This window comes from Paucihalobacter ruber (assembly GCF_006494535.1).
GTDB lineage: Bacteria > Bacteroidota > Bacteroidia > Flavobacteriales > Flavobacteriaceae > Paucihalobacter > Paucihalobacter ruber.
Genome location: NZ_VHIQ01000002.1, coordinates 542020 through 557954 on the forward strand (window position 1 = coordinate 542020; position 15935 = coordinate 557954).

The window sequence follows — 15935 nt, forward strand, 5'->3', positions numbered from 1 at the left end:
CAGGGTTTCGAACCCTGAAAGGGCTGGATTTAAATTGCACGATATGTTTTATCATTAAAAAACCTTACAGTCCCTATGCTTCGGGATCAAGACCTGTGAGTTTAATATCAAGTTATTTAAATTAATTTAAATCATTCTATTTAGAAGCCGCATCTTCAAAACCTATAAAACAGAAATCTATGCTTTAGGTGAAATTGGCCTTTAACGTTGAAATTTTATTGTAATTTATTCTTAAATGTAACAGCATTGAATTTAAGAACTGTACCTTATGCGCTTATGATTTTTTTGATAAAAATCACCAAAACTAAACAATAGATTACATGGATTTTACAAACCCTTTAGTGTACGGGGTTCCTTGCTTTTTAGGACTGATTTTACTAGAACTTACCTACAGTAAACATACCAACAATAAAGATCTTTACAAATGGAAAGACCTTACCGCCAGTCTTACTATTGGCGTAGGTTCCGCTGTTATTGCCGCATTAACTAAAACTGTTTCTGCAATCTTGATTTTTTCTTATGTTTACGAACTGTTCAATCCAATGGTTGATGGTGTTAGAAGCAATATTTTTGGCTGGGAGTCTTTTGGCTATGCGTGGTATGTTTGGATTCTTTGTATGCTACTAGACGACTTTGCATATTACTGGTTCCACAGGCAAAATCATATGGTACGATTTTTTTGGGCAGCCCATATTGTGCACCATTCTTCCGATAATTTTAATTTGGGAACGGCTGTGCGCAACGGATGGTTCACTATTGTTTACAAACCTTTTTTTTATGTGTGGATTGTAATGTTAGGTTTTCCGCCGGAAATGCTTATTGTTTGTCTTGGAATTGAGGCATTGTGGCAATTTCAACTACATACCAAGTATATCTCTAAAATGGGGTTTATAGAAAAATTCATTAATACTCATACCATGCACCAGGTACACCATTCCAAAAACATTGAGTATATGGACAAAAACCATGGTGGGATCCTTAATATCTTTGATAGAATGTTTGGCACTTGGAAGGAACTCGACGAAACTATCGACATAGAATACGGTGTAACAACACCACCAAACTCTCACAATATATGGACCATCTTAACACATGAATACCAAAACATTTGGGTAGATATGAAAAAATCCAGAAACTGGCGCCATAAATTTATGTACGCCTTTGGTCAGCCTGGATGGAGCCATGATGGCAGTACGTTAACTATAAAGCAAATAAGAAAATTATCTAAAAAAGGCGACAACAAACTAGATAACAGCACCAATGCATGAAGCCAAGCAACTGCTTAGACTCTTCATTTTAATGATTATAATTTATACAACTATTAGTCTAATTGGTCTACCAACTTAGCAAACACTTTCTTTGGGTCTTTACCTTCATATAAAACAGCGTAAACCGCATTGATGATGGGTAATCTGGTTTTTTTGTTATTTTTTTCGTTGAGCAAATGGGCGCTTTTGGTCGCATAGTAACCTTCGGCCACCATATTCATTTCCATCATGGCCGATTTTACGGTATACCCTTTACCAATCATATTACCAAACATGCGGTTTCTTGAAAAGGTAGAGTAACCGGTTACCAACAAATCGCCCAGATAAGCCGAGTTGTTAATATTGCGTTTCATCTTGTGCATCTTCTTGATAAAACGCTTCATTTCTCTAATGGCGTTACTCATCAACACACTTTGAAAGTTATCGCCATAGCCCAAACCATGAGCTATACCTGCGGCAATGGCGTAAATGTTTTTAAGCATGGCAGCGTATTCGGTGCCAATAATATCATCGCTTATTTTGGTTTTGATATAGCTGTTAGACAATTTACTGGCAATTTCCTGTGCTTTTTTGGCGTCGGCACACGAAATTGTAAGATAAGACAAACGTTCTAATGCAACTTCTTCGGCGTGGCACGGACCGGCAATCACCGCAATGTTTTCAAAAGGAATGTTGTAAATGTCATGAAAATGTTCGCCTACCAATAACCCTGATTCAGGAATAATACCTTTTACCGCAGAAACAATGGTTTTTTTTGAAATATCAACCGTTAATTTTTCAAGCTCACTATGCATAAAAGCCGATGGAATTACAAAGATGAGTACATCGGCATAGGCGGCCATCTCGTTAATATCGTTACTGAGTTTTAACTGCTCGGTCTTGAATTCTACCGAACTCAAATAATTAGGATTGTGTTTTTCTCTTAACAAATGTTCTTTGGTGTAAACGCTGCGCATGTACCAACCAACCTCGTCGAGATTTTCGCAAAGCATTTTAACTATGGCGGTTGCCCAGCTACCGGCGCCAAAAACGGCATATTTAAGGGATTGACTCATTTTTTTAATGGATGTTTTAGCTATTCAAAAGTAATCAAAAATAAATTGAACCAAGCACGCTAAGGTCTTCAACTTAAGTTTTGGCACGGCATTTGAAAACTTCAAATTATGAACCCATAAATCCTTGAGTTATGAGAGCACTAAAATTACTTTCGGTTTTTGCCTTAACAGCAACCATGTTTACCTCTTGTTACAGAGAAGACATTATAATTGTAGATACAGCCCCTCAATTATCTTTAAATCAGGTGCTCAATTCATACGAGCTATGGTACGTGGATATCAATCAAACCCTTGGTTATGGACAAACCCCATTTTTACAAATAGCATTTACCTTATCGTTTAGAAACGGTATGTTGTTTGCCAATAACAACCTGGTTGGCTTTGGTTCTCAAGGTAACGGTTTCGGAATTGCAGTTGGCGATTACAATGCCTACGATAACATTCTTGATGTATATCACGACGTGGACGGTTTTCAAACATTTGATGTGTATATCATTAATAACAATACGATTGAGTTATATAATCCGTTTAACGATACCTCGTATTTTTTGAAAGGTTTTCAGCGTTCAAATTTTGATTACGACTTTATTTTCTATGATAATATTCATTATTTCCTTCAGGAATATAACGCTTGGGAAAAAGTGTACACAAGTAACTTCGGGGCTTTAAACGAATTTGATAACGAAAATTACCTGCAGTTTTTGTCGGGTGGAAATGATAATTCCTTTAGAAGCTCGAGAGACTTCGGTATTTCAAATACCAACCTTATCTTTTGGGATTATACCGGTGTTTACGGTGTTGGAAATATACCAGGTAACTTCTACCTCAAAAGATTAACATTAGATTATGATTTTTTCAACAATGAATTTTTTGAACTTAGCGTTATAAACGATGCCAGAATACAATTGTATCACAATGCATCCGGCACTGTTTACGAGTTTGTTGGTAGAGGCTACATACAATATTTAAGAGATGGATCAACGATGGGTAAAGCTGAGGTCTCAACCAACAACCCCAAGATGAGAACACAAATGGTCGATAAAAAACCCAATCCAAGACAATCAAAACGAAACTAAATGTTGGTTGGTTATTTAGTTTCTAAACGCTCGGGAAAACTGTTTGTTAACCGGGCGTTTTTTTTATATTTATACAACTAAAATCAATCTTACTAATGAAAAAATTTTTAACCATCGTTATACTCATTGCCGTTGTAGGTTTCGCCGGATATTTATGGGTAAGTTCATGGACCTATTCTGAAGGTACACGCTCTGGCCAGCTAATTAAGGTTACCAAGAAAGGCGTGTTTTTTAAAACAAACGAAGCACAACTCAATATGGGTGGATTGAGAACTTCTAATGTTGAAGGGCTTGAAGGTAATATCTGGGATTTTTCAATTATTAGTGATGAGGTAGTTGCCAAGTTGAACGCTTTGGAAGGCAAACGCGTAAAGGTAGCTTATAAAGAACGATATAAGTCTATGCCATGGGTTGGGGAAACCAACTACATTGCCGTAGATGTGACCGAATTAAAAAATTAATTTATAATCCTAAAATTTCTTTTAAAGCTTCGGCGTCGTTGGGCTTTTCTATTATTATCTTATTGGCGTTTAATAGAAAAAGGGTAGGTGTACTTTTAATATCGTAGGCCTTGACCAAATCGCCATCCCATTTGTTGAGTTGAATGGCATGCATAAATTCGGGGTATTTTTGGCGTTCGCTTTCCCATTGTTCTAAATCTTCTTCCAAACCAACAGCTATTACCTGAATATCCGGCTGGTTTTCAAGCATTGCTTTTACTACCGGCAATTCTTTTAAACAATGGCTGCAACTGCTGCTCCAAAAAATAAGCAAATAATTTTTGGCCGAATTTAAATTGTGAAGAGTTGTTTGACTTAAAGGAATTTCAAAATCAACAGCTTTAGCACCAATACTTGTATTTTTATAGGCTAACAACGCATTTTTTAAAGGTTCATTTTGTTCTTTTTCGGCTAAATCTAATAAGTATCGGTCTGTAATGTAAATGGCCATTTCAGTTTGGTTGTTAGTTACAAATCGTTGCCAGATGTTGGTGTAGACAATAGATTTAAAATGAGAATTATTACCAATCAATTCGTCAACCTCAAACAGTAGTTGTTTGTAGTTGTCTGCGTTTGGTTTGTCAACCATATCAAACATATAAGCATTAACGCGGTCTGTTAGAAAGTCGGAACTTTGTAACAACTCACTACTAAAATCCACATGTTTTAAATAATTTTCTTTTAAATGATTTGAATAGGTCGTGGCATCTTCAAAATCCTTTGGGAAATAAGGCTCATTGGCTTTAATAAAAGCGGTTACCAGCAAACCGTTTGCGTCTTCCAAAAATGCTTCGTGAGTTTCTTTAAGCGACTTAAATATGGCTTGGTATTCGGACTTGTTTTTACTTTCAGACTGGTAAAAATTACTGATGGTCATGTTCACCTCTTGAATGGCGTTTACGTAATTAGCCCAGATTTTATTTTCTTTAGATTCGGTAAAAGTAATGCCATCGTCAAAACTGAAATTAAAATGTATATCTTCTTGAGTGTTTACAATAATATCAAAGTTGTGATCTTCGGGTGGTATGGCATAAACAATTTTATACATACCGGGTGTTGCGGTGCTGTCTAATGTAATACTGAAGTTTCCTTCTGCATTGGTTTGGGCACGGTCTACGTACGATGCACCATCGGGACTGGATTTGTATAAGAAGGCATAGGTAAAATCTTCGGCAGGCGAAAAAGTTCCTGAAATAGTAAATTGGGCAAACCCGAAGGTTGTAGAAAGAAAAAATATCAATAACTGAAAGTGTTTCATCATCTTTATAAATTACAGATTCATAACAATAGCATCAATTATTCTGCCATTAATGGCGATAACAAACTCAAAGCTTGATTTACATTTTTTACAGGCTCAAAAGTAATTAGTAAACGCATACCTGCTCTGGTTTGTTTTTGTTTCATTTTACAAATATTGGCGTGTTGTTGCACAAAGTTAAGTAATTTGGTAAAGGCGGCACTTTGGTAAAAACTGCTTTGCTGGTCTTGAATAAAATAACCAATAAGCTTTTTATCTTTCATTACTACTTTTTCAAGACCAATATTAGCGGCAATCCACTTTATCTTAACACTGTTGAGCAAATCTTCAACTTGTGTTGGCAGTGGCCCAAATCTGTCTATTAATTCATCTTCAAAATTTTGAAGTTCTTGGTTGGTTTTTAATTCGTTGAGCTTGGTATAGAGATTAAGACGTTCGGTGATGTTGTTAACATAGTCATCAGGAAACAGTAATTCAAAATTGGTATCTATGGTAACGTCTTTTACGTATTGTTTGGTAGTTGAATCGTCTTTGTAGAGGTCTTTAAATTCGTTTTCTTTGAGCTCGTCAATGGCTTCTGCTAAAATTTTCTGATAGGTTTCAAAACCAATTTCATTGATGAATCCGCTTTGCTCACCGCCTAATAAGTCGCCCGCACCACGAATTTCAAGGTCTTTCATGGCTATATTAAAACCGCTGCCCAAGGCTGTAAATTGTTCCAAGGCGGTAATGCGTTTTCGGGCATCGTTGGTCATGGCACTGTATTCGGGTGTAATAAAGTAACAAAAGGCTTTTTTATTACTTCGACCAACCCGACCTCGCATTTGATGTAAATCGCTTAGTCCAAAATTATTGGCGTTATTAATAAAAATGGTGTTGGCGTTGGGTACGTCTAAGCCGCTTTCAACAATGGTTGTACTTACCAATACGTCAAACTCCCCATTTACAAAGGCCAGCATGAGTTGCTCTAGTTTTTTGCCTTCCATTTGTCCGTGGCCAATACCAATTTTGGCGTTTGGCACCAATCGTTGTAACATGCCGGCAACTTCTTTTATGTTTTCAATGCGGTTGTGAATAAAAAATACTTGTCCGCCACGTTCCAACTCATAACTTACGGCATCTCTAATAACAGACTCACTAAATCTTACAACTTTACTTTCAATAGGATACCTGTTTGGCGGTGCCGTATTAATAACAGATAAATCTCTGGCAGCCATAAGACTAAATTGCAAGGTTCTGGGTATTGGCGTAGCCGTTAAGGTAAGCACGTCTACGTTTTCTTTAAGTGTTTTAAGTTTTTCTTTAACCGCTACGCCAAACTTTTGTTCTTCGTCTACAACAAGCAGGCCTAAATCTTTAAATTTAACGGCTGTATTTACCAACTGGTGCGTTCCTATGATGATATCTACTTTTCCTTTTTCAAGATCATCAAGTGTTTGCTTGCGTTCTTTGGCGGTTCTAAAGCGGTTGAGATAATTTACCGTAACGGGCAAATCTTTTAGTCGTTCAGAAAAAGTTCGGTAATGCTGGTATGCTAAAATGGTGGTTGGTACTAAAACGGCCACTTGTTTGTTATTGTCAACCGCTTTAAAAGCAGCTCTTATAGCCACTTCGGTTTTGCCAAAACCCACATCACCACATACCAAGCGGTCCATTGGGCGCTCGCTTTCCATGTCGGCTTTTACATCGGCGGTTGCCTTGATTTGGTCTGGTGTGTCTTCATATATAAATGAGGCTTCCAACTCGTGCTGAAGGTAGCTATCCGGTGCGTATTGAAAACCTTTTTTAAGCTTTCGTTTGGCGTAAAGCTTGATGAGGTTAAAGGCAATTTCTTTAACCCTGGTTTTTGTTTTTTGCTTGAGGGCTTTCCAGGCCGAGCTGCCCAATTTATATATTTTTGGTGGCTTGCCATCTTTACCGTTAAACTTGCTTATTTTGTGTAAAGAGTGAATGCTGAGATATAAAATATCGCGGTCGCCATAAATAAGTTTAATGGCTTCTTGTTTGTTGCCTTCGACATCTATTTTTTGCAGGCCACCAAACTTACCAATCCCGTGGTCTATATGAGTTACATAATCGCCAATTTCTAAATTAGTCAGCTCCTTAAGGGTAATGGCTTGTTTTTTGGCATACCCGTTTTTAAGGTGAAATTTATGGTAGCGATCAAAAATTTCGTGATCGGTGTAAACGGCAATCTTTTGCTGGTAGTCTATAAACCCCTTGTGAAGTGTGGTCACTTCGGTTTTGTAGTGAACTACTTCACCTATATCATCAAAAATATCGTGAAAACGCCTGGCTTGTTGCTCGCTAATACAGGTGATAAAATTGGTAAAACCGTCTTGATGCAGACTATTTAAATCTTCAACCAACAAGTTAAACTGCTTGTTAAAGGCCGGCTGTGGCCCGGCTTTAATCTGTATGTCCTGATGAGTTTTAAAATAATGGCTGTTACCAAACTCGATGAGGTTAAACTGTAATAACTCTTGTTTTAATGCGTCGGCATTGCAAAATAATTCTTCAGGGGTAGCGTGTTTAATTTCAGAAGACAGTGCCTTAAAATTTACAATTGCTTTGTTGAAAAAATCGTCGATTCTATCGAACATCATCGCTGCATCTTTGATAAAAACACAGGTTTGAGAACTAACGTACTGTAAAAAACTCTCGCGTTTTTCTTGCAAAAATTTGTTGGCAACATTGGGCAAAATACTCACTTTTTTGAGTTTGTTAGTAGAAAGCTGCGTTTCTACGTCAAAACTGCGAATGCTGTCTACTTCGTCACCAAAAAACTCAATGCGGTAGGGCTCATCATGCGAATAAGAAAACACATCAACAATACCACCGCGAACCGAGAAATCGCCGGGTTCTGTAACAAAGTCTACGCGTTTAAACTTGTATTCAAACAAGGTTTCGTTTAAAAAGTCGATACTTATTTTTTCACCAACTGCTAATTTTAAGGTGTTTTTCTCCAGTTCTTTTTTGGTAACTACCTTTTCAAATAGGGCATCGGGATAAGTTACTATTAAGGCTGGTTTTTTACGCGAGTTGATACGGTTGAGTACTTCGGCGCGCAACAGTACATTGGCATTGTCGGTTTCTTCTATTTGATAGGGTCTGCGGTAACTTCCCGGATAAAACAATACGTCGTTATCATTTAGCATGATTTCCAGGTCGTTCAGGTAATAGGCGGCTTCTTCTTTGTCGTTAAAAATGAGTAGAAAAGGTTTTTGACTCCTTTTAAAACTTTCGGCAATAATAAAGGATAACAATGAGCCAATAGCACCTTTTAAATGTACTCTTGAGAGCGCAGAAGTTTCAGAATTGGTAATAGCATTTTGCAGAGATGCCACTTCGGCACTCCGTTCGTAATACTTCGAGATTGAATGAATACTCAATTTCTGTAATTTGAGGTGCAAAATTAAGCATTTTATGAAGTTTATTTTATAAAACTGAAAAAAGCTTCTTTAGGAATACTTTAGCATAAACTCCTCCGCTTTTTCAACCATCTTTCTACTGCCACAAATAAAAGGCACGCGCTGATGCAACTCGGTTGGCTCAATGTCTAAAATTCTGGTAAAACCGTCGCTGGCTTTGCCATTGGCTTGCTCGGCTAAAAATGCCATGGGGTTACATTCGTATAGCAAGCGTAATTTACCACTACCGGCTTTTGAACTTTTAGGATATAAATAAATGCCGCCTTTAATCATATTTCTATGAAAATCAGACACTAAAGAACCGATATATCTTGAAGTGTACGGTCTGTCGCCTTCTTCCATCTGGCAATATTTAATATAATTTTTAATGCCCTGCGGAAAATGAATATAATTGCCTTCGTTTACTGAGTATATTTTACCGGTTTCAGGAAATTGCATGTTGGGATGCGACAGGTAAAACGAACCAATAGCCGGATTTAAAGTAAAACCGTTCACACCACAACCCGTTGTATACACCAGCATGGTTGAGGTACCGTAAATAACATAACCGGCTGCTACTTGCTGACTCCCTTTTTGAAGAAAATCTTCTAAAGTAACCGCTGTGCCAAGCGGTGTTACACGTCTGTAAACCGAAAATATGGTGCCAACCGAAACATTTACATCAATGTTTGACGAGCCGTCTAATGGGTCGATAAGAACAATGTATTTGTTTTGATGTTGTTCGTCTTGGCTGTTAATGCTGATAAAACTGTCTTCCTCTTCGCTGGCAATACCGCAAACAATATTTCGATTGGTAAGGGTTTGAATAAACAATTTATTGGCGTAAACATCTAGTTTTTGCTGATCTTCGCCTTGTATATTGGTATCGCCGGCGGCACCTAAAATGTCTACTAAACCTGCTTTGTTAACTTCGTGGTTCACCACTTTGGCTGCTAATCTGATTGAGTTGATAAGTCTGGAAAGTTCACCCGAGGTGTATTTAAAAGCAGATTGGTTTTCTATAATAAATTCGCCAAGAGTTTTATGTGTTTGTTGCATACGCTCAGTTATATTTCGCTACAAATATCGTATAATTTAGCAAACTACAACGTTTTCGTAAGATGAAATATCTCATTTTTATTGTTAAGTTTCCGTTATCTTTGTGGGCTTAAAAATCCTTGTAGAAATGACCATTAGACCAGCTGTAAAAACCGATATGAAAGCCGTTTTAGCGCTCATTACCGAGCTCGCTATTTTTGAAAAAGAGCCCAACGCCGTCGAGGTGACCGAAGATTATCTCATCAACGCCGGATTTGGAACCAATCCCGAATTTAAATGCTTTGTAGCCGAAATAGACTCCAAGATAGTTGGTATGGCTTTGGTTTTTACGCGTTTTTCAACCTGGAAAGGAACGGTTTTACATCTCGAAGATTTAATCGTCAACCAAAATTATCGCGCACAAGGGATTGGTGCAGCACTGCTAGACAAAGTGGTTGCTTATGGTAAAGAATTAGGGGTTAAACGCATTAGTTGGGAAGTACTCGACTGGAATACCAATGCCATAGAATTCTATAAACAAAAAGGCGCCAATATTTTGGAAACCTGGCGTGTGGTACATTTAGACCAAAACGGTATTAACAATTATAAATTTAAGAACTAACATGCGTGTATTTAAATTTGGTGGTGCTTCGGTTAAGGATGCCGCCGGTGTCATGAATTTGGTAAAAGTGCTCGAAACGGTTGGGCACAACAATACGTTGATTGTGGTTTCGGCTATGGGTAAAACCACCAATGCCTTAGAAGTGGTTATTAATAATTACTTCAATAAGCAAAGCGAACTACAAAGTTCTATTCAGGATGTAAAAAAGTATCACAACGAAATTCTTCTTGATTTGTTTAAAAACGAACAGCATGCCGTTTTTAAAAAAGTAAACGAATGGTTTGAAGAATTGGCAGGCTTTTTTAAGCGTAACAAGTCACCCGATTATAATTTTGTTTATGACCAAGTGATTGGTTTTGGCGAGCTTGTTTCTACCACTATCGTTAGTGCATACCTAAACGAAAGGGGTTTCAATAACCAGTGGATTGATGTACGAGAATTGATTAAAACCGATAATTATTACCGTCGGGCCAACGTCAATTGGTACGTGACGCAACAACAAATTTCTGAAACAATCAATACCAAAACACTCAATATTACCCAAGGTTTTCTAGGTAGTGACGACAACAATTTTACCACCACTTTAGGTAGAGAAGGCAGTGATTACACGGCCGCTATTTTTGCCTACTGCCTCAATGCTGAAAGCGTTACCATTTGGAAAGATGTTCCGGGAGTTTTAAATGCCGATCCGCGTTATTTCGAGAATGCGCAACTGCTTAATAGCATTTCTTATCGCGAGGCTATTGAGTTGGCCTTTTATGGCGCATCGGTGATTCACCCAAAAACGCTTCAGCCTTTACAGGGAAAAGAAATTCCGCTATACGTAAAATCGTTTATAAGTCCCGAAAATCCCGGCACCAAAGTGGGCAAAGGTATCGGTATAGAGCCCGAGGTGCCGTGTTATATCGTGAAGAAAAATCAGGTATTGATAAGTATGTCGTCTTTAGATTTTTCATATATAGTGGAAGAAAATATCAGCGAAATCTTCAAATTGTTGCATCAGTACAAAATGAAGGTAGATGTGATTCAAAATTCTGCCATTAGTTTTTCGGTTTGTGTAGACAACATCTACAATAACCTCGAAAAACTGTTACAACACTTAAAAGCTAAGTTTAAAGTAGAACATTTCGAAAACGTTTCGCTGTATACCATTAGACATTATACAGACCAAGCTGTAAAATCTGTTGAAGCGGGCAAAACTGTGTTGTTGAAACAATTGTTGCAAGAAACCGTTCAAATAGTAACCAAATAAACAATTCACTACATTTGTGAAGATGGAAACCCAAAACAATAAAGGTTTAGTTAGTGCCAAAGAAATTGCAATTGCCATTAATGCTAACAAATATGGCTTTTTAGGAACCTTTTTTGGATGGATTTTGATGAAGTTATTAAAGATTTCAACCATTAATAAAATTTATCTTCGCAACAAGCACTTATCGGGATTACCGTTTTTAAATGGTATTTTGGAAGAGTTTCATATAAGATTCGAAATTCCTGACGAAGATTTAAAACGTTTGCCAAAAGACGGTGCTTACATCACGGTTTCTAATCATCCGCTTGGTGGTATTGATGGTATCTTACTCTTAAAATTAATGTTGGAACAGCGAGACGATTTTAAGATTATCGCCAATTTTTTATTGCATCGCATTGAGCCAATGGCACCTTACATCATGCCTGTAAATCCGTTTGAAGACCGTAAAGACGTTAAAAGCAGTGTTGCAGGTTTTAAGAGTGCATTGTCGCATTTACAAAACCGTCATCCGCTGGGAATCTTTCCGGCAGGCGAAGTCTCTACCTATCGCGACGGCAAATTAATGGTAGACAAGCCTTGGGAAGAAGCTGCTATTAAACTTATTAAAAAAGCGCAGGTTCCGGTGGTGCCAATTTATTTTCACGCTAAAAACAGCAAATTGTTTTACAGGTTATCTAAAATTAGCGACACCCTGCGAACGGCCAAATTACCATCTGAATTGCTTACCCAAAAAAGGCGCGTCATTAAGGTGAGAATTGGCAGACCTATTAGCGTTGCCGAGCAAAATGAGCATGAAGACATTGCGCAGCTTTCAGAATTTTTAAGAAGAAAAACCTACATGCTTTCCAACGTTTTTGAACCTAAGGATAAAATTCTTAAAAATATTCAGTCATCCCTAAAGGTTCAAAAGCCACCAAAAAAAGTGGTACAACCTGTAAGTAAGGAGTTGATGTCAAAAGAGGTTGAAACACTACGGCAACAAGAATTACGATTACTGGTTAGTAAAAATTACGAAGTCTTTTTAGCTCAGGCAAAAGAAATTCCTTACATCTTACGTGAAATTGGTAGACTTCGTGAAATTACCTTTCGAGAAGTAGGCGAAGGCACCAATAAAGATATTGATTTAGACACTTTTGACACTTATTACCATCATTTATTTTTATGGGATAATGAGGCGCAATGCCTCGCCGGTGCTTATAGAATGGGTCTGGGTTCGCAGATTTTTGCACGTTATGGCATAGACGGCTTTTACCTTCAGGATTTATTTAGGTTTGAACCCGAATTGTACAAAATGATGAGCGAATCTATTGAAATGGGTCGCGCATTTATCATTAAAGAATACCAGCAAAAACCAATGCCTTTATTTTTACTTTGGAAAGGAATTGTGCATACAACCTTAAGACATCCGGAACACAAGTTTTTAATTGGAGGCGTTAGTATAAGTAATCAGTTTTCAAATTTCTCGAAGAGTTTGATGATTGAGTTTATGAAATCTCATTATTACGATCCTTACGTGGCGCAATATGTGCATCCTAAGAAGGAATTCAAGGTAAAGCTAAAAGACGCCGATAAGGACTTTGTTTTTGATGCTACCGAAGCCGATTTAAATAAGTTCGATAAAATTATAGACGAAGTAGAACCCGGAGCTTTACGCTTACCGGTGTTACTTAAAAAATACATCAAGCAAAATGCCAAGCTGGTGGCTTTTAATGTAGATCCGTTGTTTAACAACTCTGTTGATGGTTTGATGTACATTAAAATTGCCGATTTACCCGAAAGTACCGTTCGCCCGGTGATGGAAGAATTCCAGGCCGAACTGGAACGCAAATTTACCGAAAACAGTGAAAAATAGATGGTATCTTTTTAGCCTGATTGTTCCATTTATCGCTATGTCTTCGTATGCACAAACATTAAAAGGTGTTGTGGTTGATGCCAATACCTTAGAACCTATTGAAAGCGCCACCGTTTACTTTGACAACACAACTATAGGCACTACAACCAACGCCAATGGCCAATTTTCAATTGATTATACCGATGCGGTTCAGTCGGTTTTAGTGGTGTCTTTTTTGGGTTATGAAAAACAAATCATTGCCAATTACAGAAACCTTCAGCAGCTTCAAATTAAACTAAAAGAACAAACCGATGTTTTAGATGAAGTTTTGTTAACCGATAACGACGGTCTAACTAGAAAGCAAAAATTAAAACAATTTAAAAAGGAGTTTTTAGGAACCTCGGCTAACGGCAGATCGTGTAAAATACTCAATGAAGGCGATATTATTTTGAGGTATCATAAACCTTCCAAGACGCTTACCGCTACCGCTAAAAATCCGGTGAAGGTGATTAATAACAATCTTCAATACGAAATTTTGTACGATATTATCGATTTTGAAATTGCTTATAAATATGTAGACGAGAAGCAAGATCTTTTCAATGTCAAGTCTGTAATTTATACGGGCACCACTTATTACAAATCTATTGGCAAAGTTGATGCGAAAAAGCTTAATAAATTTAGACAGAAAACCTTTAAAGGTTCAGTACAACATTTTATAAGAGCTTTGTACCACCAACAATTAGAGGAAGAGCAATTTCAAATATTTCGTAATAAATTTAAAGTCAATCCTTACGAGGCATTCAAAATAACAGATGTTTCAGATTCTAATCTAAAGCAGGTAACGTTTGATAAGCGATTGAGTGTACTTTATGATAAGAAACACCAATCGGGCATACAATTAACAGCCGATTACTTTGTAATTGACGCTTACGGGAATTATGCACCCATTGCAAATTTACTATTCACAGGTGTAATGGGCAACCAGCGTTTGGGCGATAGTTTACCTTTTGATTTTGGGTTGGAGGTTGAAGACTAAATTAGGATTTTTATTTAATAAAATAATTATTGAGTCTAGATAGTATTCTAAATCAAAATGTTAAAGTTTTGTTTTCTGTTTTTAGAAGTTTCTCAATAATATCACGGTTTCCAAGAAAATTTTGAAGAATTCCGGAAAAATAATTTTCAAATTTTTTAATTACATAATTTGCAATTTAAGTATATATATATATATTTACACTGTAAATCCCTTTAAATGATAGTTGTAGAAGATCTATCCTCTATTGGCATTTACAATTGTTGCAACAGAACTGGCGTGAGTTTTTTTATAAAACTTCTAACAAAATCTTCTACTAAAACTTCTAAAGGTAATTCAGTTTAATGGGTTGACTTCACAATGAAGTTAACTTTTAATTATTTTTATTACGAAAAATTTATTTTTAATATCTTTTATATCAATTATTTGTTTCGGTTCATTTGCGAAAAGTCATACTAAAGTGGTTGAATTTGAAAGTGTTTGTGTTGTTACATTAGATATTTATCATTATAATCCGTATACGGGAGAAAGATGGGTTACACAAGAAAGAGTTAATTTGGGACTGGTTGACAACATCGAACAATGCAGAGCTAGGGCAAGGGATTATGTTGCATTTAGAAATTTTCTTTTAGCACTTTAATTTTATGAATAAATATATATTATTTCTTTTACTTATTTGTGAATGTATTTGTTTCGGTCAAAATATTGATAACACCATATATGTTAATTATCATTTTGTAAGTCATTTTGGAGCAAATACTACATTTAACATTGATGCTTCCTTGATTGCAAATAATAATTCATCTTTATATGTAGTTTATTCAAGACATGATAATTATAAATATAGTCCTGAAAATGAAGAAGAAGACAGTAACAATACGATTAAAATCTTTAATAATATATCAAACTCAAAAGATGTGTATGTTTATCAAAATTCAAAAGATAAAACACTCTATCACACATCTAATATAAAAGATAAAATTTATAGAATTGAGGAAAGGAAACAGGATTTCAATTGGATTGTTTTAAAAGAAACGAAGTTAGTTGGAAGCTTTTTATGTAATAAGGCGGAAGTTAATTTTAGAGGCAGAAACTATACTGCTTGGTTTACTACAGACATTCCAATTAGTTCAGGACCGTGGAAGTTTTCAGGATTACCAGGTCTTATTTTAGAAATTTACGATGAAAGTAAAACTTTTAGTTGGGTATCAAAATCAATTCAATTTCCTTATTTGGAAAAAGTATCCATTGCGGAGCCTGAGACGCATGACAAAATAAAAATAACACTTAAGGATTATATCGAACTTGTAGAAAGGGAAAGAAAAAATGACGATAAAATGCGAAATTCTAAAATGAATAAAGATTATACAATTATTAGCTCTGTAACCAAAAGAGCTGGTATAGAATTAACTTATGAATGGGAAACTAATTAGATAGTAACTTTTGTTCTGAATTTTGGAGAGAATTACACGATTAAAGTTTAAATTGTTTGAATCACGAAAAAACAATGATTGTTTATATCTTTAACTTTTATAAGTGTATCTTAATTAAGTGATAGAAGTTTTTGGTATTACTCCTGCTACAGAGTGTGC

At 36.3% G+C, this 15935-nt stretch carries 12 protein-coding genes; 8 read left to right on the plus strand and 4 right to left on the minus strand.

Annotated elements, in window-relative coordinates; genetic code table 11:
- The first annotated feature begins 320 nt into the window (after positions 1 to 320).
- Complete coding sequence (locus tag FJ651_RS06005) at positions 321 to 1268, plus strand: sterol desaturase family protein (RefSeq protein ID WP_140989551.1); 948 nt, start codon at positions 321 to 323, stop codon at positions 1266 to 1268.
- 53 nt (positions 1269 to 1321) lie between these two features.
- Here the strand turns inward: FJ651_RS06005 and FJ651_RS06010 are convergent, their stop codons facing one another.
- Entirely contained in the window at positions 1322 to 2323 is a 1002-nt protein-coding gene (locus tag FJ651_RS06010) for an NAD(P)H-dependent glycerol-3-phosphate dehydrogenase (RefSeq protein WP_140989552.1), read from the minus strand.
- A gap of 131 nt (positions 2324 to 2454) precedes the next feature.
- Between FJ651_RS06010 and FJ651_RS06015 the strand changes: the two genes are divergently transcribed.
- Complete coding sequence (locus FJ651_RS06015) at positions 2455 to 3399, plus strand: nicotinic acid mononucleotide adenyltransferase (protein ID WP_140989553.1); 945 nt, start codon at positions 2455 to 2457, stop codon at positions 3397 to 3399.
- A 95-nt stretch (positions 3400 to 3494) separates the two neighbouring features.
- Positions 3495 to 3860 carry a 6-phosphogluconate dehydrogenase gene (locus tag FJ651_RS06020; protein ID WP_140989554.1) on the plus strand — a complete coding sequence of 122 codons (366 nt, stop codon included), beginning with the start codon at positions 3495 to 3497 and terminating at the stop codon, positions 3858 to 3860.
- Position 3861: 1 nt separating this feature from the next.
- Here the strand turns inward: FJ651_RS06020 and FJ651_RS06025 are convergent, their stop codons facing one another.
- From FJ651_RS06025 to fbp, 3 genes are all read right to left on the minus strand, one after another.
- Positions 3862 to 5160, minus strand: a complete 1299-nt coding sequence (locus FJ651_RS06025) for a TlpA family protein disulfide reductase (protein ID WP_140989555.1) — start codon at positions 5158 to 5160, stop codon at positions 3862 to 3864.
- Between the two features lie 35 nt (positions 5161 to 5195).
- The gene (gene mfd, locus FJ651_RS06030) at positions 5196 to 8549 is read right to left on the minus strand and encodes a transcription-repair coupling factor (RefSeq protein WP_140989556.1); all 3354 of its coding nucleotides are present in this window, start codon (positions 8547 to 8549) and stop codon (positions 5196 to 5198) included.
- Positions 8550 to 8618: 69 nt separating this feature from the next.
- Positions 8619 to 9626 (minus strand): class 1 fructose-bisphosphatase, encoded by a 1008-nt coding sequence (gene fbp, locus FJ651_RS06035; protein ID WP_140989557.1) that lies wholly within the window; start codon positions 9624 to 9626, stop codon positions 8619 to 8621.
- 127 nt (positions 9627 to 9753) lie between these two features.
- Between fbp and FJ651_RS06040 the strand changes: the two genes are divergently transcribed.
- From FJ651_RS06040 to FJ651_RS06060, 5 genes are all read left to right on the plus strand, one after another.
- Positions 9754 to 10227, plus strand: a complete 474-nt coding sequence (locus FJ651_RS06040) for a GNAT family N-acetyltransferase (protein ID WP_140989558.1) — start codon at positions 9754 to 9756, stop codon at positions 10225 to 10227.
- Position 10228: 1 nt separating this feature from the next.
- A complete protein-coding gene (locus FJ651_RS06045) occupies positions 10229 to 11479 on the plus strand; it encodes an aspartate kinase (RefSeq protein WP_140989559.1) in 1251 nt (416 codons plus the stop codon).
- A gap of 22 nt (positions 11480 to 11501) precedes the next feature.
- A complete protein-coding gene (locus FJ651_RS06050) occupies positions 11502 to 13331 on the plus strand; it encodes a GNAT family N-acyltransferase (RefSeq protein ID WP_140989560.1) in 1830 nt (609 codons plus the stop codon).
- A 37-nt stretch (positions 13332 to 13368) separates the two neighbouring features.
- Positions 13369 to 14346: a carboxypeptidase-like regulatory domain-containing protein gene (locus FJ651_RS06055; RefSeq protein WP_216746090.1), complete on the plus strand. Its 978-nt coding sequence runs from the start codon at positions 13369 to 13371 to the stop codon at positions 14344 to 14346.
- Positions 14347 to 14987: 641 nt separating this feature from the next.
- Positions 14988 to 15776 (plus strand): GLPGLI family protein, encoded by a 789-nt coding sequence (locus tag FJ651_RS06060; RefSeq protein WP_140989562.1) that lies wholly within the window; start codon positions 14988 to 14990, stop codon positions 15774 to 15776.
- The last annotated feature ends 159 nt before the right edge of the window (positions 15777 to 15935 follow it).